Annotated in this window: 23 protein-coding genes; 10 read left to right on the forward strand and 13 right to left on the reverse strand. The window is 61.2% G+C overall.

The window, feature by feature from the left end:
* Window positions 1-30 precede the first annotated feature (30 nt).
* On the reverse strand, window positions 31-402 hold the full coding sequence (locus GRF63_RS16020) for a hypothetical protein (RefSeq protein ID WP_160487073.1): 372 nt from the start codon (window positions 400-402) through the stop codon (window positions 31-33).
* 243 nt (window positions 403-645) lie between these two features.
* Here GRF63_RS16020 and GRF63_RS16025 point away from each other — a divergent pair, with 243 nt between their 5' ends.
* Complete coding sequence (locus GRF63_RS16025; protein WP_160487074.1) at window positions 646-921, forward strand: acylphosphatase; 276 nt, start codon at window positions 646-648, stop codon at window positions 919-921.
* Between the two features lie 174 nt (window positions 922-1,095).
* Here GRF63_RS16025 and GRF63_RS16030 read toward each other — a convergent pair whose 3' ends face one another.
* A complete protein-coding gene (locus tag GRF63_RS16030; protein WP_237392570.1) occupies window positions 1,096-1,779 on the reverse strand; it encodes a pyridoxamine 5'-phosphate oxidase family protein in 684 nt (227 codons plus the stop codon).
* Between the two features lie 61 nt (window positions 1,780-1,840).
* Here GRF63_RS16030 and GRF63_RS16035 point away from each other — a divergent pair, with 61 nt between their 5' ends.
* A complete protein-coding gene (locus GRF63_RS16035; protein WP_237392571.1) occupies window positions 1,841-2,848 on the forward strand; it encodes an RcnB family protein in 1,008 nt (335 codons plus the stop codon).
* A gap of 110 nt (window positions 2,849-2,958) precedes the next feature.
* The gene (locus GRF63_RS16040) at window positions 2,959-3,675 is read left to right on the forward strand and encodes a prolyl hydroxylase family protein (RefSeq protein ID WP_237392572.1); all 717 of its coding nucleotides are present in this window, start codon (window positions 2,959-2,961) and stop codon (window positions 3,673-3,675) included.
* Window positions 3,676-3,701: 26 nt separating this feature from the next.
* Here GRF63_RS16040 and GRF63_RS16045 read toward each other — a convergent pair whose 3' ends face one another.
* Window positions 3,702-5,342, reverse strand: coding sequence for a lysine--tRNA ligase (locus tag GRF63_RS16045; RefSeq protein ID WP_160487075.1), 1,641 nt, complete (start codon window positions 5,340-5,342; stop codon window positions 3,702-3,704).
* A 119-nt stretch (window positions 5,343-5,461) separates the two neighbouring features.
* Between GRF63_RS16045 and GRF63_RS16050 the strand changes: the two genes are divergently transcribed.
* Window positions 5,462-6,361, forward strand: a complete 900-nt coding sequence (locus tag GRF63_RS16050) for a mechanosensitive ion channel family protein (protein ID WP_160487076.1) — start codon at window positions 5,462-5,464, stop codon at window positions 6,359-6,361.
* Between the two features lie 168 nt (window positions 6,362-6,529).
* On the forward strand, window positions 6,530-8,035 hold the full coding sequence (locus tag GRF63_RS16055; RefSeq protein WP_160487077.1) for a tannase/feruloyl esterase family alpha/beta hydrolase: 1,506 nt from the start codon (window positions 6,530-6,532) through the stop codon (window positions 8,033-8,035).
* Here the strand turns inward: GRF63_RS16055 and GRF63_RS16060 are convergent.
* Window positions 8,032-8,493 carry a hypothetical protein gene (locus GRF63_RS16060; RefSeq protein ID WP_160487078.1) on the reverse strand — a complete coding sequence of 154 codons (462 nt, stop codon included), beginning with the start codon at window positions 8,491-8,493 and terminating at the stop codon, window positions 8,032-8,034. The two genes, GRF63_RS16055 and GRF63_RS16060, sit on opposite strands and share 4 nt — an antisense overlap.
* A gap of 792 nt (window positions 8,494-9,285) precedes the next feature.
* On the opposite strand from GRF63_RS16060, the gene GRF63_RS16065 reads away from it, so the two are divergent.
* Both GRF63_RS16065 and GRF63_RS16070 read left to right on the forward strand, forming a co-directional pair.
* A complete protein-coding gene (locus GRF63_RS16065; protein ID WP_160487079.1) occupies window positions 9,286-12,033 on the forward strand; it encodes an ATP-dependent DNA helicase in 2,748 nt (915 codons plus the stop codon).
* A complete protein-coding gene (locus GRF63_RS16070; protein WP_160487080.1) occupies window positions 12,030-12,563 on the forward strand; it encodes a histidine phosphatase family protein in 534 nt (177 codons plus the stop codon). Before GRF63_RS16065 ends, GRF63_RS16070 begins: the two co-directional genes overlap by 4 nt.
* 39 nt (window positions 12,564-12,602) lie before the next feature.
* On the opposite strand, the gene GRF63_RS16075 is transcribed toward GRF63_RS16070, so the two are convergent.
* The 5 genes from GRF63_RS16075 to rpmF form a co-directional block, all read right to left on the reverse strand.
* Window positions 12,603-12,983, reverse strand: coding sequence for a MerR family transcriptional regulator (locus tag GRF63_RS16075; protein WP_160487081.1), 381 nt, complete (start codon window positions 12,981-12,983; stop codon window positions 12,603-12,605).
* A 17-nt stretch (window positions 12,984-13,000) separates the two neighbouring features.
* The gene (locus GRF63_RS16080; protein ID WP_160487133.1) at window positions 13,001-13,300 is read right to left on the reverse strand and encodes an integration host factor subunit alpha; all 300 of its coding nucleotides are present in this window, start codon (window positions 13,298-13,300) and stop codon (window positions 13,001-13,003) included.
* A 103-nt stretch (window positions 13,301-13,403) separates the two neighbouring features.
* A complete protein-coding gene (locus GRF63_RS16085) occupies window positions 13,404-14,369 on the reverse strand; it encodes a beta-ketoacyl-ACP synthase 3 (RefSeq protein ID WP_160487082.1) in 966 nt (321 codons plus the stop codon).
* Window positions 14,366-15,436, reverse strand: coding sequence for a phosphate acyltransferase PlsX (plsX, locus tag GRF63_RS16090; RefSeq protein WP_160487083.1), 1,071 nt, complete (start codon window positions 15,434-15,436; stop codon window positions 14,366-14,368). Before plsX ends, GRF63_RS16085 begins: the two co-directional genes overlap by 4 nt.
* A 30-nt stretch (window positions 15,437-15,466) precedes the next feature.
* Complete coding sequence (rpmF, locus tag GRF63_RS16095) at window positions 15,467-15,649, reverse strand: 50S ribosomal protein L32 (RefSeq protein WP_082126465.1); 183 nt, start codon at window positions 15,647-15,649, stop codon at window positions 15,467-15,469.
* A 196-nt stretch (window positions 15,650-15,845) separates the two neighbouring features.
* On the opposite strand from rpmF, the gene GRF63_RS16100 reads away from it, so the two are divergent.
* Window positions 15,846-16,241, forward strand: a complete 396-nt coding sequence (locus GRF63_RS16100; RefSeq protein ID WP_160487084.1) for an MAPEG family protein — start codon at window positions 15,846-15,848, stop codon at window positions 16,239-16,241.
* Here GRF63_RS16100 and GRF63_RS16105 read toward each other — a convergent pair.
* Window positions 16,238-16,900 carry an MBL fold metallo-hydrolase gene (locus GRF63_RS16105; protein ID WP_202131791.1) on the reverse strand — a complete coding sequence of 221 codons (663 nt, stop codon included), beginning with the start codon at window positions 16,898-16,900 and terminating at the stop codon, window positions 16,238-16,240. The two genes, GRF63_RS16100 and GRF63_RS16105, sit on opposite strands and share 4 nt — an antisense overlap.
* A gap of 150 nt (window positions 16,901-17,050) precedes the next feature.
* On the reverse strand, window positions 17,051-17,638 hold the full coding sequence (locus GRF63_RS16110) for a S24 family peptidase (RefSeq protein WP_337189702.1): 588 nt from the start codon (window positions 17,636-17,638) through the stop codon (window positions 17,051-17,053).
* A gap of 186 nt (window positions 17,639-17,824) precedes the next feature.
* On the opposite strand from GRF63_RS16110, the gene GRF63_RS16115 reads away from it, so the two are divergent.
* Window positions 17,825-18,013, forward strand: a complete 189-nt coding sequence (locus GRF63_RS16115) for a hypothetical protein (RefSeq protein ID WP_160487085.1) — start codon at window positions 17,825-17,827, stop codon at window positions 18,011-18,013.
* A complete protein-coding gene (locus tag GRF63_RS16120) occupies window positions 18,003-18,359 on the forward strand; it encodes a hypothetical protein (RefSeq protein WP_237392573.1) in 357 nt (118 codons plus the stop codon). The genes GRF63_RS16115 and GRF63_RS16120 overlap by 11 nt, the downstream gene beginning before the upstream one ends.
* Window positions 18,360-18,465: 106 nt before the next feature.
* Here the strand turns inward: GRF63_RS16120 and GRF63_RS16125 are convergent, their stop codons facing one another.
* Window positions 18,466-19,401 (reverse strand): D-2-hydroxyacid dehydrogenase, encoded by a 936-nt coding sequence (locus GRF63_RS16125; RefSeq protein ID WP_237392579.1) that lies wholly within the window; start codon window positions 19,399-19,401, stop codon window positions 18,466-18,468.
* The gene (cysS, locus tag GRF63_RS16130) at window positions 19,401-20,840 is read right to left on the reverse strand and encodes a cysteine--tRNA ligase (RefSeq protein WP_160487087.1); all 1,440 of its coding nucleotides are present in this window, start codon (window positions 20,838-20,840) and stop codon (window positions 19,401-19,403) included. Before cysS ends, GRF63_RS16125 begins: the two co-directional genes overlap by 1 nt.
* Between the last annotated feature and the right edge of the window lie 15 nt (window positions 20,841-20,855).

Consider the following 20,855-nt stretch of genomic DNA (forward strand, 5'->3'; position numbering starts at 1 on the left):
GGGCGCCGGGCCCGTGTCCATCGTGATGGATCAGGCTCCGGAATTTGCCAGTGTAACAACCTGGCCATCTTCAGCGGTAGACGTCATGGTGCCGTCTTCACCCTCGACCCAATCGGCCCAGCAGCTTTCCTCGCTGCCTTCCTCATCGCCAAGGTAGCAGGTCATCCCGTCATCCCTCTCGGCATAGGTGCCGGTAGCATCGCCGAACGTGTAGGTTCCGTCATCATAGCGAACCAGGGTGGTGGTCTCGCCGTCCTCGTTGGTGACTTCCATGGTATTGGCAATGGCGGGCTCGGCAGCCACTTCTTCTACGGCCATCTCTTCGGTCGCCGCAGGTTCAGGCGCTTCATCCGCACAACCGGCAATTGCGAAGGCCGCGCACATAACAATAAACTTCTTCATTAAAGAATACCCCCATCTGTTAGTGGAAATTAACGATAACACTTACATGACAAACGACAAAGTTTCGCGCCCATATATCTGATAGGAGTTTGAACGTTTGCTGTAATTTCAATTACCAGTCGGCCTTTTTCAGGTTCGGATTGTTTGACCATCAATTCGCTCGCTCAGGCAGGTAGAAGCATCATATCGCCAAGCCGGGCAGCACGGGTTGCGATTTGGCGCTTTCGCCTTCAGCTTGAACATATGACAGACCGGATTGCCACTCTCCTCATCATCCAAGGCCGCGTGCAGGGCGTGTTCTTCCGCGACTGGTCCGTAACCACCGCGCGAAAGCTCAACGTCAGCGGATGGGTGCGCAACCTACCCGATGGCACAGTGGAAGCGCATCTGGAGGGGACGGATCAGGCGGTTGAAGACCTGGTCGCCGCCATGCATGACGGACCGCCTGCAGCGCGTGTTGATCGGATCGAGCGCAGCGAGGCAGAGCCGCAAGGTTGCGAGGGGTTCAAGCGGCGCTAGGTCCCTTCCCTACACATCCAACATTGCGGCACATCGCCGCCCATGCACCGCTTCCGCCAAATCCACGTAATCCGCAGAAACGCGCCATTTCCGGCCCACAGGTTTTTCAGCCCAGGACAGTGTTCCAGGTGTTCCACATTAGCCCGCGAAACGCGGGGCGAATCGGCGCAGAAGTCACGGCGAAACCCAGCGCCCCTCGCCGCTCTTCAGATCGAAGATCGCGCGCTTATGGCCATCGTGGGCAAGGCTGAACCAGTCGGCCTCCTCCAGCTCCACCAGCAGGATCGCGAAATGCTCTCGCGCCGGGGCGAGCTGGGCGTCGGTGGGCTTCACCCCTTCGAACTCTGTCGGCAGGCCCGATGTGGGTTTGCTCGACACGGCGCCCGGCCCTTCGCCCAGATAGCAGCGGCGGGCGTAGTTATCGCTGGCCTCCCAGGCGGCATCCACCAGCGGCGTATCGGTTTCGATCCAGCCGCGGCCCCGGCAGCGCAATTGCAGCTTCGCCTCCCGGTCATAGAACAGCACGCCCACCTGCGCGCCCTCCCCGATCACACCAGCCTTCGGAGCGCGGGCATCGGTGTGGAATCGCAGCCGCCAATCCGCCTCCTCAAAGGCGCGCAGCACCATCACCCGCGCATCGGCATCGGCGGTGGCGACAATGGGCGTATGCAGGGCAGATCGGCGGTTCGTTGCGCCTTCGTTCAGGCGCGCTGCGATATCGAGGCGAATGTTATCAAGGGTTTCGATGTCTCTGCCCTCTCCGAAATGCCCGTTCATGAAAGTGGCGATAAACATGAACAGAAGCCTTACATCCCGGTTCAGATACCGCTCATCGCGCAATGTTACAACTTGTGACATCGAAAGACATCCTACGCCGCATCACTCGAGCGGCATTGGTCAACACAAGGGAGATGTTGCAATGCAACTCGCACAATTACTGAAGTCCTGCGGCATGGCCGCGCTGGCAGTTGCCATGGCAATTCCAATGATACCCGAAACGGCAGAGGCTTCCGCCAACGCCGCAACCGAAGCATCCACCGATACGCAGCGACGTGACCGCGATGCTCGTGAAGATCGTCGCGGCAACCGCGAAGCACGGCAGGAGCGTCGCAGAGACCGTGAAACCCGCCGCGCTCCGCGTGAGACGGTGGAACGCCGCAACAATTCCGAACTCAGCCAAGCACGCGCTCGCCGTGATGCCGCACAGCGCAGTGAACGCCGCGCAGAACGGGTGGACAGGCGCAGCGACCGCCGCGCAGACCGGGTGGAACGCCGCGGTGATCGCCAGGCCAATCAGGCACGTCGCAATGGTGACCGGCGCGAGGCACGCCAGATCGATCGTCGCTCCGAACGCCGGGCAGACCGGATAGAGCGGCGCGGAGATCGCCGGGCAGACAACATCCGCCGCGGTGATCGCCAGGTAGACACGCGCAATCGCACCTATGGCGGTGATCGTAACCGCAGCTATGGCAGCCGCGACTATCGCAACGATCGTCGTGATTATCGCCGGGATGCACGCCGCGAATATCGTCAGGAGGCACGCCGCGAGGCCCGCAGGGATTATCGCCGCGATTATCGCCAGGAAGCGCGCCGTGAGGCCCGCCGGGACTATCGCCGGTGGAACCGTAACCAGTGGCGCAATGATCGCCGCTATAACTGGAGCCACTACCGCTCCAACAACCGTCGCCTATATCGCCTGGGCCGCTATTACTCGCCCTATCGCGACTATAGCTATCGCCGGCTTAGCATCGGTTTCACGCTGAACAGCCTGTTCTTCGGTGACCGCTACTGGATCAACGATCCTTGGCAGTATCGTCTGCCGGAGGTTTACGGCCCCTACCGCTGGGTTCGCTATTACGACGATGTCGTGCTGGTGGACATCTACACCGGCGAAGTGGTCGACGTGATCTACGATTTCTTCTGGTAAGGAGAAACCAAAGTTGCCGGAGCGAGTGGCCGGCAATGGACCCCCTGCCCCTAACCGGGCGGGGGGTTTCCGTTTGTTTGGCCGGGGTTTAGCGCCAAGACCCCTTGCCTATGCCCGCCAGCAATGGAAAAAGCCTGTCCATCATGGGTAGCCAGACGAAAAGCAAATTCCCCGCAAATGCGGATCAGGCCCGGCTGAGGACGCTGGGCAAACAGGTTCGGGAAAGGCTGGTGGCCAATCCGCTGGTCTATCCAATTCCTTGCGAGGGGGCAGAACTGTTTGCGCTGGGCGATTTCATGACCCCTGCCGAATGCGCGAAGATGATCGAATTGATCGATGCGGTGGCAGAACCCAGCAAGGTTTTCGATCTGAGCTACGAATCGGGTTATCGCACCAGCTATTCAGGCGATGTCGACCCCTGCGATCCGTTCGTGAAGAAGATCAGTCGCCGGGTGGATGATCTGCTGGGGATCGATCCGCTGTTCGGGGAAACCATCCAGGGCCAGCGCTACATGCCGGGGCAGGAGTTTCAGCCGCATCAGGACTATTTCCATGTCGGCACCAGCTATTGGGATTTCGAGATGGGCCGCGGCGGCCAGCGCAGCTTCACCACGATGGTGTTCCTGAACGAGGTCGAGGCTGGCGGCACCACCGATTTCACCGATCTCGGCCTGTCGCTGGAACCCAAGCCCGGCGTGCTGCTGATCTGGAACAATGCCGATCCCGCCGGCGTACCCAACCAGCGCACCATCCATGCAGGCAGGCCCGTTCAGGCGGGATCGAAATACATCATCACCAAGTGGTATCGCACGCGAAAGTGGCTTTGAGCCACTCTGGCTAGCGCTCCAGAGGTTTAGCGCTCCAGCGCCTCTGCAATCAGTTGGCGGGTATTCTTGACGCCATAGAGGGCGATGAAGCTGCCCATGCGCGGCCCTTGCGATGATCCCAGCAGCGTCTCGTACTGCGCGCGGAACCAGTCACGAAGATTGTCAAACCCGTGCGCTTCGTTCTTGCCGATTTCATAGACGATGGTCTGCAAATCCTCGGCCGCGGCATCCTCCGGCTGATCGGCCAGCCGGGCATCCAGTTCACGCAAGGCGGCGGCTTCATTTTCAGAAGGCGCACGCTTTTTGAGCGTCGGGGCCACGAAATCGCGGTTATACGCCAGCGCCTTGTCAACGAGGCGATAGAGGTCAGGATGATCTTCCGGATCGGTATCGTCCATGTAATTGCCAAGGTAGGACCACACCTGCTCATGCGTCGCCGTGGCACCCAGCACGCTGACGAGGTTGAGTAGTAGGCCATAGGTGACCGGCAGGCTGTCGCCCGATCCCGCGGGCGGCTGAGAGCCGCTGGCGTCCTTTACTCGCAGCAGGTTCCAGGCGGGGTTGCCCAGCTGCTTGTCTATCGGCTGATCTGTAATGCGTTCGCGGAATTGCCAGTAATCGTCCACGGCGCGCGGGATCACGTCGACATGCAATTGCTTGGCGCTCTTGGGATTGGGGAAGATGTAGAAGCCGAGGCTCTCCTCGCTGCCATAGGTCAGCCATTCCTCGATCGTCAGGCCGTTGCCCTTGGACTTGGAAATCTTCTCTCCATTGGCATCCAGGAACAGCTCGTAAATCAGCCCCTCTGGCTTACGACCGCCCAGCACCTTGGCAATCTTGCCCGATTGCACGCCAGTGTCGGTCAGATCCTTGCCGTACATCTCGTAATCAACGCCCAGCGCGACCCAGCGCATGGCGAAATCCACCTTCCACTGCAGCTTGGCCATGCCGCCCAGCGCGCTTTGCTCCGTCACGGTTCCGTCAGTGTCGGTAAAGCGAACGATGCCAGCGTCCTCATCCACAACCTCTACAGGCACCTGCAACACGTGCCCGGTCTTGGGAGAGATCGGCATGATAGGGGAATATGTCGCCGCACGTTCCGCACGCAACGTAGGCACCATGATATCGAGAATGGCCTGATTGTTGCGCAGCACACCGCGCAGGGCATCGTCAAAAGCGCCGGAGTTGTAGCGGTCCGAAGCCGCGATGAATTCATATTCAAAACCGAAGCGATCGAGAAATTCGCGCAGCATCGCGTTGTTGTGCGCGGCAAAGCTCTCGTACTTTTCGAAAGGATCGGGGATACGGCTCAATGGCTTGTGCAGATGCTCTTCCAGCAGCGCCTTGTTGGGCACGTTGTCGGGCACTTTGCGCAGGCCGTCCATATCATCGCTGAAGGCGACAAGCCGCGTTGGCGCAGGCGTTCCGTCATCACTGGCGGCCACGATCTCATACGCCTTGCGAACCAGCGTGGTGCGCAACACTTCCTGAAAGGTGCCGATGTGCGGCAGGCCCGAGGGGCCATAACCGGTTTCGAAAAGAACAGGCTCGGGCGTTCCGTCTTTTGCGGTCTTGCCGTCGCGATAACGTTTGGCCAGGCGCTGCGCCTCCTGAAAAGGCCATGACTTGGAATTGCGAGCGGCTTCGATGAGATCGGTGCTGAACATAGTGCGTCGGGCTTTTGCGGATCGCGCGCCATTGTGCAAGCGCGGAACGCGTGCTGGAACCGCAGGCAGACACGCTGCGTTGCGATATCATAAGCTAACCACGACTTCCGGGGGACATCTTGGACTACATCTCTATCCTGCAACAGCAGGTCACTTCCATGTGGACCGGCTTTATCGCCATTCTGCCAAACCTGGCCATCGCGGTTTTCGTGCTGATCCTGACGTGGATCGCCGCAAAATTCGCTGTGCGCATCGCCGACAAGATTACCGGCAAATCCAGCATGCGCGAGGATTTGCGGCAGTTGGTCGAAACGATCGTCCGCCTGTTTATCTGGCTGGTGGGCATCATGCTGGCGCTGATCGTGGCGATCCCCGGCTTTACGCCAACGGGCATGATAGCGGGCCTTGGCGTGGGCGCGCTGGCCATCGGCTTTGCCTTCCAGGACATTTTCGAGAATTTCCTGGCCGGCATCCTGATCATGCTGCGCGAAAAGATGCGCATTGGTGACCTGATCGAAGTTGAAGGCGTGCTGGGCAAAGTGGAAAAAATCACCTTGCGCGAAACCTATATTCGCCAGCTCTCCAACGAGCTGACCATCATGCCCAACTCCATGCTGTTCAAGAACGCTGTAAAAATCCTGACAGACGATACCGTGCGTCGCAACGAAGTCGTTGTTGGCGTTTCTTACGACACCGATCTTGAAGTGGCGCAAAAGGCTATCGAGGAAGCGATGGAAACTGTTGACGCTGTGGTGAAGGATCGCCCCGTCATCGTTTACGCGCAGGAATTTGGCGGCAGCTCGATCGATTTCCTTGTGCAGTGGTATGCACAATCGGCCGCGCGCGATCTTCGCCAGACCAAGAGCGAGGCGATCAAGGCGATCAAGAAGAGTCTCGACGCTGCGGGTATCGACATCCCCTTCCCCATCCAGACCAATTACTTTCCTGAACCGCTGCGTATCGAGCAGATCACTGCGGACAGTTCTTCGGCAAATAATACGGAAAAGCCTGCGGACTAAGTCAACGAAAGCGATTGGCGCGGCGCGCGCGCTGTGGCATCCTGCCTGAAAGAACAGCAGGGAGAGGGGCTGCGGCGGCGCGTTTTCGCGTGCGCATTGTCCTTGAAAAATTAGCAAGGGCGATGATCGTGTCATCTTCTCTCCCGACTGACGGACAGGAGATCTGATATGCGCTTTCTCGTGACTACAAGCTTTGCCGCCCTCGCCCTTGCGGCCTGCACCACCGCGCCAGAAGACGGCGCGCCGGGTGAAGTAACAAGCGCCCCGTCATTCTCCGCCGCCGATTGCACGGGCGTAACCATGGAAGGCACCGCCTTCGATGCGACATGGATGCCAGCCGCCGATGGCTTACCAGCCTTTTGCGAGGTGACCGGCACGCTGCACCCGGTGGAAGGATCGAACATCGGCGTGGTTTACCGCCTGCCCGAAAACTGGGACGGCACCGTCCTGGGTATTGGTGGCGGGGCATGGCTTGGCAACACAACGCTGATGGCCGCACGCGATGGACTGCTGAAAGGCTTTGCCACGATGCAAACCAATGGCGGCCACACCAGCACCAATCCATGGGGCAATGAATGGGTGATAAACCCGGTGCAGGCAGAGGATTTCAGCCATCGCGCCATCCACACCATGACCGACACCGGTAAACGCGTGGCCGCAGCCTTTTACAACCGCGCGCACGATACGGCCATTTACTCCGGCTGTTCCACGGGCGGGCGCATGGGATTGATGGAAGCGCAGCGATATCCGGCTGATTATGACGCGGTTATCGTGGGCGCGCCCGTCTACACATTGCAGGTGCAAACCAGCGCCGTGCTGCGCAACCACACCTTCGCCCAGCCGCAATCCGCCTTCACCGTCCCGGAATTGCAGATGGTGCAGGATGCCGCAGTCGCCGCCTGTGATGCGCAGGACGGGTTGGAGGACGGCCTGATCAACAACCCGCGCGCCTGCACATGGCAGCCGCGCACCTTGCAATGCGCTCCCGGGACAAGCGACGGCTGCCTCAGCCCGCAGCAGGTCGACGCGTTGCAGACCCTTTATGATGGCAAACGCGCATCCGATGGCAGCTGGGCCATGCACCCGATGAGTCGCGGCGGAGAGGCATCATGGGGCTTCTTCAACCGCGCCGATGGCAGCGGCCAGAACGCAGATCCCACCCGCGGCGGCGGCCTGATGGGCCTGCAGCCCGTGATCTTCGGCGCAAGCGCGGTGGACTGGGAGAATTTCTCCGACGCCAATTATCTGACCGTGCGCAATTCCGATTTTGCGGAAATATATGAGGCTGACGAGGCAGACCTCTCAACCTTTTTTGAACGCGGAGGCAGGCTGATGCTGTGGCATGGAGAAAGCGATGCAGGCCCCAGCCCCGTCCTTTCGACCGATTATGCGCGACAAGTGAATGCGCAAAATCCGGAGGCCGCATCGCAGTTCAGCTATTACACCGTGCCCGGAATGGGCCATTGCGCAGGTGGCCCCGGCGCCGATCAGATCGATTATCTGGGCGCGATGCAGCAGTGGCTGGAAACCGGCCAAGCTCCTGATCGGCTGATCGGACGCAAGGCGGATAGCGATCTTGTACGCCCTCACTGTGCCTGGCCCGGCGTTGCCCGATATGATGGTGCAGGCGATCCCAACGAACCGGCGAACTGGAGCTGCGTGCCCCGCAATTAGTCGAGGCGTTTTCTCATCGAAGACAGCGAGGTGACGATCCGCCCATCGGCTGCCACGCCGCGGCGCGGTGCCTGTGCCTCTGTTTGCGTCTGCGCGGTCTGTTGCGGAGGATTTGCAGTGGCCGCAGCATATTGAACCGGACGACGGGTATTGATCGTGCTGGTGACAAACCCGCCCGGGTTTGCCGCTGGCGCAGGTCGGCTAGCTGTCACTACGCCTGCCGGTGTCTGCGGGCGGACTGGCGGAGGCGGCGCTTCCTTGATGGCAGGTTCTCGCGCGGCCTCTGGCGGCTTCTCCTCCATCCGATAGGGCTCGATCTTCTCCACGGTGAAACTCTCACCTTCGCGAAGGCGCAGCCACCAGAAAGCAAATGCGCACAGCGCAACCACCAGCAGCGCGCCTAGCAGCCAGCCGAGGAAGCCCCAGCCTGACGAGCTTGCCGTGTCTTCGCTCGTCACTGGAACATCAGGTGCGATGGAGGGCGGCGTGGACGCTGTGGCTTGATCCGGCACGGCGGCACTTTGTGGCGGCGCAATGGGCTCAGCTGCTGGAGTTTCAGGTTCTGCCGCTTGCGTGGTCTGGGTGGGCTGCGGCGAAGGTGCAGCGCGCTGTTGCGGCGCTATGGTTGCCGTGGGGCGCGGCTGAGGGGACGCGCTTTGTCGAGGTGCTGGCGTATTGCGGACTGTCGGCGTTGCTGACTGCGGGGCCTGCTGCACCGGCGTCGCCGTTGGTGTTGGCGTCGGGGTCGCGCTTTGCTGCGGTAGCGGCTGCACCATTGGTTCGAACCGATTGCCCGGATTTGCTTGCGAGCCGGGAGGTAGGGTAAAATCGTCCGGAATGGCCTGCGAACGATCGACCGTGCGCGGTTGAGCGGTGGGCGCAGCTGCGCCGGTGTCGCCAGCGTTCTGTGCTGACACGGCAGCGGGATACAGCAATAGCAGCGACGCCGCTAAAAACGCAGATTTCGGTATTGTGGCCATGGCGCCGATGGCCATAGGCACCTTGGGTCTTTCGCGCCAATGAATGAATGGCATCAACCACCATATTTCACGACCACTCTGCCACCGGGCACGATGATCCGCGCCAGAATTGCGATATTTTGAACTCGGATGCGCGGGCACAGGTCGCTGTGCCGGTGGAAGAAGGCTCGCGTTTTCCAAGCCTCAAATGCTTCCCTCAACGCCGTCATCCACGGCTTCGTGGTCAATCCTGCGTTTACATTTCGTTCTCACCGGAGATAGTGGGAAATAATGGCCGAACCCGCCCTTCCCGCCGAAGACGTGCCGCTGCCCGCATTGCACGCCAGCCATGCTGGCAGCTGGCTATGTGGCAGCGAGGGCGCCGTGCGCGGCAGTTCCAAGGGAGAGGCGGTGATGGCGGCCGCCGATACGCCGCATCTCATCCTCAACGCCCCGCTGATCGCCACGCGGCTGGGCTACCCTGATCTTTCCGGGCTGGATTTGCTGGAGCTTTTCGCATTCGTCCATCCGGCAGTTTTCTGCGTGCCAACGCCAAAGGGGCTGGCGCACGCGCTCGGCCTGCCGGAGCCTGAGGACGGCGCGCAGGTCCCCAGGCTGCTGCGACAGGCGGCGGGCGTCCTGCTCGCCACGTGTGAGCGAGAGGACTGGGCCGCGCGCGAAGGGGCGTGGAGCGTGCTGCAATCGCTCGCGCGGTTACGCTGGCCATGGGCGCAAGTCCTCAGCCCGCATATCGCCAAGCCGGAACGGGCCGAGAAATGGCTCTTCTCGCGCCTGCCCGAATGGGATGAAAGCGCAGAGCGGCCCCAGCCCGCGCAAGTGGCGCTGGACGAAGTTGCCATTCAGGGCCAGCTGGAGCGGTTGACCGGCGAAGGCTCCGAAAAGCGCGAGGGGCAGCGCGCCTATTCCCGCGATGTGGGCAATATCTTTGCGCCTAGAGAGCGGCGCGACAAGCCGCATGTGCTGCTGGCGCAGGCGGGCACCGGCATCGGCAAGACGCTGGGCTACCTCGCCCCTGCATCTCTGTGGGCGGAGGCATCGGGCGGCACGGTATGGGTGTCCACCTATACAAAAAACCTGCAACGCCAGTTGCGCAGCGAGGCAGCCCGCGCATGGCCCGATCGCCGCGCCGATGGCACGCGCCCCGTGGTGGTGCGCAAGGGGCGGGAAAATTACCTGTGCCTGCTGAACCTGGAAGACGCGCTGCAGGGCGGGTTTGGCGGGCGTGCCGCGATCCTGGCGCAGTTGGTGGCCCGCTGGGCAGCATATTCCCAGGATGGGGACATGATCGGCGGCGATCTGCCTGGCTGGCTTGGCACGCTGTTCCGCCAGCGCGCCATCCGATCGCTGACAGACCAGCGCGGCGAATGCATTTATGCCGGCTGCCCACACTATCGCAAATGCTTCATCGAGCGCGCCGCACGGGCCAGCGCGCAGGCCGATCTCGTCATAGCAAATCACGCGCTGGTGATGGTGAATGCCGCGCGCGGGCGTGACCATGCGCAGCGCCCTACCCGCATCGTGTTCGACGAAGGGCACCACGTTTTCGACGCTGCCGATTCCACCTTTGCTGCCGCGCTGACCGGGCAGGAAGCCATCGAGCTAAAGCGCTGGATCCTGGGCCCGGAACGCGGATCGAAAGGGCGCCGCCGCGGCCTTGCTGCGCGCCTTGCCGATGTCGCCAGCTATGATGAGGCTGGCGGAGAGGCGATTACCGCTGCCTGCGATGCAGCGCAGGCCCTGCCCGGCGAAGGCTGGCTGGGCCGGCTGGCTGAAAACGCGCCATCGGGAGAGATCGAGGCGCTGCTCGCTGCCGTGCGCGCGATCACATATGCCCGCGATGAAAGCGGTGCGGTGGATGCCGGATATGGCATAGAGACAGAAGCCGCCGGGTTGACCGGCGATTTCGTGGAGCGAGCGCAGGCGGCAGCGCAGGCGCTGGCCGAAATCCGCAGCCCCCTGATCAAGCTTGGCGTCCGGCTGGAGGCCATGCTGGAAGATGCGCCGGACTGGCTGGATGCGCAGGGCCGCGCGCGGATAGAAGGCGCGCGTTTCTCCCTCACATGGCGCATAGATACACTCGCCGCATGGGAGTCTCTCCTGGGGAGACTGGGCGGACCGGCGGACCCTGAATTCGTCGATTGGCTGAATGTGGAACGCAATGATACGCGCGAGTTCGATATCGGCCTGCATCGCCGTTTCGTCGATCCGATGAAGCCGTTTGCGCGCACTGTGCTGGAGCCTGCGCACGGTGTCATGCTGACCAGCGCCACGCTGACAGACCGGAACGAGGACGGCCCCGACTGGCCCAGCGCCATCGCCAAATCAGGCGCGCCGCATATTGAGGTGCAGCCGCGTCTGACCGATGCCACCAGCCCCTTCGACTATGCCAGCCGCGCAGAAGTTCTGATCGTGACCGATGTGAAAAAGGGCGATCTCGCCGGGCTGGCAGGCGCCTATGCCCGCATCATAGAGGCAAGCAAGGGCGGCGTGCTGGGCCTGTTCACCGCAATTCGCCGCCTGCGCGCCGTGCACGGGCGCATCGCAGACAGGCTTGCCCGCGAAGGCCTCCCGCTGTTCGCGCAGCATGTTGATCCCATCGATACCGGCACATTGGTGGATATCTTCCGCGACGATCCGCACGCCAGCCTGCTGGGAACGGACGCATTGCGCGATGGTGTGGACGTGCCCGGACATTCCTTGCGCTGCGTTGTGATGGAACAGGTGCCGTGGCCAAAACCCAGCATCCTGCACCGTGCCCGCCGCGCCGCCGGGGGCGGAAGTGCCTATGATGACAAGATCATCCGCGGGCGTCTGGCACAGGCATTCGGTCGTCTGATTCGCAGCCGCGATGATCGCGGTCATTTCATCGTCCTGTCGCCAGCCTTTCCTTCCCGCCTGCTAACGGCCTTCCCGCCGGGCGTGCCAGTTACCCGCTTGACGCTGGACGAGGCTTTACAACGCGTCGCCGCAGGTGTTTCGTGTGATGACACCAAATTCGAAGAGGACGCGCGCACGTGAAACGCCTTGGCTTGATGCGCCATGCAAAGTCAGACTGGGACGACATGAGCCTTCGCGATTTCGATCGCGGCTTGAATGCGCGTGGTCGCAAGGGCGCTGAACTGATGGGCGCACATATCCGGCAGCAGGGCGGCACGTGGGATCTGGTGCTCGCCAGCTCTGCCGAAAGAGTGAAGCTGACGCTGGAAGCGAGCGGGCTGGATATCCCGGTCCGGTTCGAGGATAGCGCTTATCTTGCCGACAGCCAGACGCTGAGCCAGTTGCTATCCGCCTGTGACGACGATGCCGGTGCCATATTGCTGATGGGGCACAATCCCGGCCTGCAGGAACTTGCGCTGGATCTGGTCGCGCCCGATAACGAGAATGACCTTTTCGAAGAGATCATGAAGAAATATCCGACGGCAGCCTTCGCCATGCTGGAACTGGATATCGACAAATGGGCCGATTTGGCGAACGGCTGCGGCAAGCTGGTGCATTTTGCACGGCCCCGCGATCTGGACCCTGAATTGGGACCAGTGCATATCGGCTAAACGCGCCGACAGCAGACATTTGCGTTTTATTCTGGTTGTTTAGTCGTCCATCGCGCTGGCCAAGCCATCGCGGATCGTCTTCAGCCGGTCCACGACTTCAGGTCGATTAGTGGTCGCATCATGGCTGTTGGGCATGGCTTCCTTTGCGGGCGCCTCCGCATCGGTCACGCCTTCGCGCAAAGCCTTGTTTGCACCTTTCAGCGTATAGCCCTGCTGGTTGACCAGCCGATCAATCGTTTCGACGAGCGTGATATCCGCAGCGCGATAAAGCCGGCGTCCACCGCTGCGTTTCAACGGCTGCAACATCGGGAACTGCTGCTCCCAATACCGCAGAACGTGGGGCTTTATGCCAAACGCTGCCGAAACCTCGCCGATGGTGCGCATCGCATCGGGCGCCTTGCCGTCATCGAAACGCGCCATTTAGATCAGAGTCCCGATCATGAGCCCTGGGCGATACGCTCTTTAAGCTTCTGGCTGGCGCGGAACGTCATCACGCGGCGCGGCGTGATGGGCACTTCAACGCCGGTCTTCGGATTACGTCCGATACGCTCTTTCTTGTCGCGCAGAACGAAGCTTCCGAAGCCGGAGATCTTCACATTCTCGCCATCGGACATTGCATCACACATCTTGGCAAGAATCGCTTCGACGAGATCAAGGCTTTCGGCGCGCGAAAACCCCATCTTGTGATTGATGGTCTCAGCCAGGTCTGCACGCGTTAACGTACCTACGGATCGCATTACATTCATGCGTTCCCTCTCCTATAATACTGACGACCCGAAACTTTTATGTAGGAAAACCAGTCATTGCGCAAGGCGGCGCGCAAATTCTCCGGGAAAAATCCTATGCGCGCATCAATGCGGCGCCCCAGGTGAAGCCGCCGCCCATGGCTTCCAGCATCACCAGATCGCCTTTCTTGATGCGCCCGTCCTTTTTCGCGACGTCAAATGCCAGCGGCACGGACGCAGCGGACGTGTTGGCATGCTGGTCCACCGTCACCACCACCTGCTCCATGGAAAGGCCGAGTTTGCGCGCGGTCGCATCCAGAATGCGCAGGTTTGCCTGGTGCGGCACGATCCAGTCGATATCCTCAGCCTTGCAGCCCGCTTCTTCCAGAACTTCGCTCAACACGCTGGAAAGATTGGTCACCGCATGGCGGAAAACCTCGCGGCCTTTCATGCGGACCTTGCCCACTTCTCCGGTGGTGGATGGCCCGCCATCGACGAAAAGCATGTCTCCATACTCGCCATCCGCATGCAGGCGCGATGCAATGATCCCGGCGCCGCTCTCCGCATTATCCTGTGCTTCTATCACGAAGGCGCCTGCGCCATCGCCAAACAGAACGCAGGTGGTACGGTCTTCCCAGTCCAGGATGCGGCTGAAGGTTTCGGCGCCGATCACGATCGCGCGCTTTGCCATTCCGGTGCGCAGCATGGCATCGGCCGTGGTCAGCGCATAAAGAAAGCCAGAGCACACGGCAGCCACGTCAAAGGCCGGAAAGCCCTTGCCGCCCAGCTGGTGCTGCACCTTCGTTGCGGTAGCAGGAAATGTGTTATCCGGCGTGGCAGTTGCCAGCACGATCAGATCGATATCGGCAATCGTCAGGCCGGCGTCGTCAAGCGCAGCGCTGGCTGCGGCCGTTGCCAGGGAAGCGGTCGTCTCCCCCTCCCCCGCGAGAAAGCGCTGGGTGATGCCGGTGCGTTCGCGGATCCAGTCGTCGCTGGTGTCCACGCGCTTGGCCAGTTCTTCATTGCTGACGCAATTTTTCGGCAGGGCGGACCCTGATCCGACGAGTACGGAACGCTTCACTTGTCCACCGTCTCTGTTGCGGGTGCAGCACCATTTCCGCTCAACGCCTCTTCACCCATCTTCGAAAGGTCGGCGGCAATCCGGTCGGTAATATCATCCTCCAGCAGGCGGGCGGTCACAGCCACGGCATTCGCCACGCCTTGTTCGTTGGCGCTGCCGTGCGATTTCACGATCACGCCATTCAGGCCGAGGAACACCCCGCCATTGTGATTATTGGGATCAAGATGGTGCTTCAGCAGCTCTGTCGCGGGGCGCGAAACGAGGAACCCGATCTTGGATCGCAGGGAACTGGTAAAGGCCGCCTTCAGAAGATCGGTGACGAAGCGGGCCGAACCTTCGATGGCTTTCAACGCGATATTGCCAGAGAAGCCATCGCTAACCACCACGTCCACTTCGCCGCGGTTGATCTTGTCAGCTTCGACGTAACCGTCAAACTGCATGTCGAGGCCTTTGGCCTCCTGCAAAAGCTTTGCGGCGCGCTGCAGATCATCGGTGCCCTTGATACTCTCGGTGCCGATATTCAGCAGGCGAACACGCGGGCTGCGCCCCTTGTTGACGATGCGAGAATAGGCAGAGCCCATGATGGCGAACTGCACCAGGTTGCGCGCGTCGCAATCGGTATTGGCGCCAAGGTCCAGCATGATGACGTCATGCTCTTCCAGCGTGGGCAGCAAGGCCGCCAGCGCGGGCCGATCGATGCCGGGCATGGTGCGCAGCGCCAGCTTGCTCATCGCCATCAGCGCGCCTGTATTGCCGGCACTGACAGCAGCACCGCAATGGCCATCCTTCACCGCTTGAATGGCGAGACCCATGCTGGTGGTCTTGGCACGACGCAGCGCGCGGCTGGGCTTTTCGTCGCCCGCCACCACATCATCGCAGTGCAGAATTTCGGATGCTTCGCGCATGCCGGGGTGATCGTCGAGCGCGCGTTTGATACGCTCCTCGTCCCCCACCAGCAGGAAGTTGAATTTGTTGTGGCGACGGCGGGCAAGCGCCGCCCCGGAAACCATGACGCGCACGCCATGATCCCCGCCCATCGCATCAATCGCGATACGGGGCAGGCTCATGCGCGCGACCTCCTTCGTCCGGTTTGGACTTTACAGGCCCTTGGGCTCGATAACCTGGCGGCCATTGTAATGGCCACAGGCATTGCAAAGCATGTGCGGGCGCTTCAGCTCGCCACAATTGGAGCATTCGTGGAAGGCTTCCACCTTCAGCGAATCATGTGACCGGCGATTGCCCCGGCGATGCGGCGATACTTTTCTTTTAGGGACAGCCATGCGGCACCTGTTCCTTGAATTCGTTCAAAATTGATATCGGAGCCGCCCTAGGGCAAGGCTGTCCGCTGCGCAAGCGCGCCGGAGCAGCCCTGATCGAGGATGCGGCGAAGGCGCGCGCTATAGCGTTTTCTCACACAGTTGCAAGCGCGCCAGCCACCTTCTAGCGCCAGATAGGGACTTTATTGAAGGACATGCAATGGCAGACCTGCATATCACCATGCTCAGCGCGGCACTCGCGGCGCTTGTAAACATTTGGCTGGCGGTGCGCTGCGGCAGGGCGCGGCTGGGCAACAAGGTACTGCATGGCGACGGCGGCAACGTGGCGCTGCAACGCCATATGCGCGCCCATGCGAACTATGTGGAGTATACCCCGTTTGCCCTGATCTTGATCCTGGTGCTGGATCTGGCCGATCAGGATGGTTGGGTGCTGGCCATTACTGCGTTGGTCTATTTCGCAGCGCGCATCGTTCACCCTCTGGGTATGCAGGCCGACTATCCGGCAAAAACCCGCCAGATCGGCATCGTGCTGACGTTCGCGCTGCTGCTGTTCTGGAGCCTGTGGGCCGTGCTGGCGGCGCTGGGCGTGCTTTAACGCGCCATCGCCGCGTCAGACACGTAGGGGTTGCTCTGCCGCTCCTGACCGAAGGTGCTGGTGGGGCCATGGCCGGGCACGAAGGTAACGCCGTCGCCCAGGGGCCACAGCTTCTGCGTGATCGCGTCCAGCAGGTCCTGATGGTTGCCCATCGGAAAATCCGTGCGCCCGATACTGCCTTGAAACAACACGTCTCCGACGAAGGCGAAATTCGTGGGCCTGTGGAAAAACACCACGTGGCCCGGTGTGTGACCGGGGCAATGCAGGACTTCCATCGTCACCTCGCCAAAGCTGACGGTGTCGCCATCGTTCAGCCAGCGCGTCGGCTCGAAAATCTCGCACGTCATCTGGAAGCGCGCGGCATCGTCTTCCAGCCGGCTGATCCAGAAACGGTCATCCTCATGCGGGCCTTCAATGGGCAGATCCAGCTCTTTCGCCAGCATGCCCGCCTGCCCACAGTGATCGGCGTGGCCGTGAGTGAGCAGAATCTTTTCCAGCGTCACCCCCGCCTTCGCCACCGCATCCTTCAGCTTGCCAAGATCGCCGCCCGGATCGACCAGCACACCGCGCATTGTCTTCGAACACCAGACCAGCGAACAGTTCTGCTGAAACGGGGTTACGGGAATGATGGCGGCGCGGATCGGGGCTTCAATGCTCATGCCAGATAGGTGGCGGGCGCGGGCCGGTGTTGCAAGCGGTGATTGATGCCGCACCGCGCCCCGCGTCCTCGGCCGAATTATCCAAGGCGAATCACACCGGTAAATGGCCGCGTGCGGCTGAACACTGGCGGTGCAGCAGAATGGCGCGCGCTATACCCGCCCGCTTTTCCACACAACGCGGCCAATGATCGCAAATTCATCCGCGCTCACATCAATAGGCGGATAGGCGAGGTTCTGGCTCAACAATGAGAATCGCCCCCCACCCTTTGATGCTACGCGCTTCACCAGCAGCAGTTCATCCAGCCTCACCACATGCACGCCATCGCGGAAAGGCTGTTCGCGGCGGTCCACCAGAACTTCGTCGCCTTCGCGCAGCAGCGGCTCCATGGAATCGCCCACCACGCGGATGGCGGAAAGCCGCGCGCCGTCCAAGCCCTGCTCGGTCAGCCAGCGCTTCGAGAAGCGAAAGGCATCGAACACCTTCTCCTGCGCGCTGGCGGCACCCGGCCCGGCAGAGGCATCAACGTCGAGCCGCGGCACCTCCACCCAGTCAACGTCACTCCGCTTCACATAGGAATTTTCCTTCGGTCCACCCAGCTCCGCTTCGTCCACTCCCAGGAACTGCGCGAGGACACGCCGATCATCCTCCTCCAGCTTTTTGGGGCTGCCTTTCGTGATATACTGTTGAAGATACGTGTTATTACGGGACAGCATACGCGAAAGAGCCGCCAGGCTCACGTCGCGTGCCTTCGCCAATTCTGCCAGTTTCTCCCGCGGGTCCATCTGCATCTTCCTATGTCGTCGTAAGAAATACCCCTACACGATGTATTTTTCCTAGACAAGTAGGATTTGGATCGCAAGAAATGTGTCATCGAGTCGCTCAAGGGCTCGTAAAACAAGGGAAAAGGAAGAGGGGTCCGCACCGTGCTCATCCGTAAAATCGAAGTCTTTCTGCGCCACACGCGCATGCCACCCACCAAGTTCGGTCGCCTCGCGACTCGCGATCCGCGTTTCGTGCTCGATCTGCGCAATGGCCGCATACCCCGATCTTCAACGGAAGAACGAGTAGAACATTTCATGAACAAATATCGCGAGACCACCAATGCATACTGATACGATCACCCCTCCCCCCGCAAAGCGCCGCTCCAAGCGTGGTCCGCGTGAAATGCTGGCCGATGCGCTGCTGGCCCTGGCAAACGGGAAAGGCCGGATCGAAAGCCATTGCGAAAAAGGCTGGGCCAGCATCACCTTTGCCGGGGCGCGCCATCGGGTTAAAATGGTTTTCGAAGGGGAGGAAGAGGTCGAGGCAGGCGAATGCTTCATTGTATTCCTGCCAGAGCACGAATTCAGCATTCGCGGTCAGCTGGTAGCCGATGCCGCAGTCGTGCAGGTTGACAGTATCGCGCATCCGCCCCGGCTGTCGGTCACGTGCGAGATCCTGTTGCTTGAGGAAGGCTGACCCGTCAGCAGCCGTGAAACCGAGCGGATAGGTGCAACTTCAAGGGTCCACCTATCCGCCGGTGGTATTTACTTGGGCAGCATGGCGAACGCACCCCCGCGCCAGATCAATACCCTCGATCCAGATCGACTTGCCCTTCCAGCTGCTGGCCGGTGCGAAACCTTTCGCAATTGTCGAGAAAACGCTGCGCGGCGCGGGCTCGGCTGGATTTGTTCGGAACACCGCACAGATGCATGGTGATACGGACATTCTCCAATGACCACAGCCGATGGTCGCTGGGCAGCGGTTCCGGCGTTGTGAGATCCAGGATTGCACCGCCGATCGCTTCGTTCTCCAACGCCTCTACCAGCATCGGCTGATTCAGCACTTCCGCCCGGCCGAAATTCACCACCACGGCATTGCTCTTCATGGCCGCTATTTCCGCAGCGCCGATCATGCCGATGGTTTCCGGTGTGGCAGGCAGGGTAAGCACGATCCAGTCGAACTCCCCCAATCGGCCGCGCCATTCGTCAGGGCCAAGAACCGCCTCCCCCGCTGTGCTGCGAACGGGTACGCATTCGACATCGAAAGCACGCAGCATTCGCGCCGCTGCCTGCCCGATGGAACCATAGCCAAGGATCAGCGCGCGGCTGCCCGCGACTTCGCGGCTTGCAGGTGGTCGTTTCAGCCATTCCCGCCTGTCTCCTGCGCGCACAAATTCGCGATAGCCGCGCGCAAAGGCCACCATCGACATGACGGCAAATTCTGCCACCTGCCCTGCCGCAAGGCCGGATCCACAGGTAAGCTTTATATCGCGCGCCTTCAGGTCCGCCAGCGGCATCCAGTCCACCCCGGCATAGGCGGAATTGAGCCATTCCAGATCGCGAGCCTTGGAGAGGGCATTCAGCGCGGGTGGCTTGATATGCATGTCGAACCAGCCGATCTGAGCGCCGGGCGCCAGGTCGATAAGCTCCGCCTCGTCCTTCCACCAGGCCGCATCGATCCACTTTGGCAGCCTGTCTTCCAACCGCGATTGCATCCAGCCCGGCAGAACGGCACGCATCACAGCGCCCATTCCCAACCGATGGGATCGCCGTCCATCACTTCCACACCTTTTGCGGCAAGATCATCGCGCAAGGCATCGGATGTGGCGAAATCCTTTTCGGCGCGCGCGGCCTTACGGCGGGCAAGCGCATCCTCGATTTCCGCCTCCGCGATGGTGGCGGCCCTGGGCCGAAGGCGCAGATCGGTGCGGGCGATATCCATCAGCCCCAAGCCAAGGACGTCATCCATGTGCTCCACCACTGCGCGCTTTATCCCTGCATCCACCTTCTTCACGGCCAGAGCATCTTCCAGCGCGGTGAGCGCGATGGCGGTGTTCAGATCATCGCTGACCGCATTATCGAATTTCTCCAGCAGAGCGGTGAACTTGGGATGCTCTGGCTGGGCCGCCTCGGCATCCTTCAGCCGCTCTGCCTGCATCACCATCCGTTTCAGCCGCGTCAGCGCTGCGCCCAATCCGTCCCAGCTGAATTCCAGCTCGCTGCGGTAATGCGCCTGCAGACACATCATGCGGTAGGCGAGCGGGTGATAACCCTTGTCGATCAACAATTGCAGCCGCAGGAACTCACCCGAAGACTTGCTCATCTTGCCGCTGCGCTCGACAAGGAAGTTGTTGTGCATCCACACGCGCGCGCCGCTGTTGGCGGCCTCGCTCAGGCTGCCGCAACCGCAGAAGGCCTGGTTCTGCGCGATTTCATTGGGATGGTGAATCTCGCGGTGGTCGATGCCTCCTGTGTGTATATCGAAGGGGAAGCCGAGCAGCTTCTCCCCCATGACGCTGCATTCCAGATGCCAGCCGGGCGCGCCCTTGCCCCATGGCGAATCCCATTCCATCTGCCGCGTCTCGCCCGCCGGGGTCTTGCGCCAGATCGCGAAGTCGGCGGCGTTACGCTTCCCCTCCACTGTGTCGATGCGGCCCTCGCCCTCCTCGGTCACGGCGCGCGCGAGCCGCCCGTAATCGGCGACGGACGAGACATCGAAATAGAGGCCGCTGTCGAGTTCATAGCAATGCTTGTCCGCAATCGACTTTGCGAAGGTCAGCATGTCCTCGATATAGTCCGTGGCGACGGACCAGTGCGCGGGCTGCCGGATGTTTAGCGCCTTCACATCCGCCCAGTAGGCCTCGGTGTAATGTTGCGCGATATCCCAGATGGATTGCGCGCGCTCGGCAGCCATCTTCTCCATCTTGTCCTCACCCGCGTCCGCATCGTCCGTAAGATGTCCGACATCGGTGATGTTGATGACATGGGTGAGCTTGTACCCCTTCCAACTCAGCGTGCGGCCCAGCACGTCTGCAAACACATAGGCGCGCATATTGCCGATGTGGGGGTAGTTATAGACCGTCGGCCCGCAAGTGTAGACGCGCGCCTCGCCGGGGTGGACGGGCACGAAGGGTTCGATCTGGCGGGTGAGCGAATTGAAGAGTTGAAGGTCAGACATTGCGTGCCGGTGCTT

It is taken from the genome of Aurantiacibacter rhizosphaerae, assembly GCF_009807005.1.
Lineage (GTDB): Bacteria > Pseudomonadota > Alphaproteobacteria > Sphingomonadales > Sphingomonadaceae > Alteraurantiacibacter > Alteraurantiacibacter rhizosphaerae.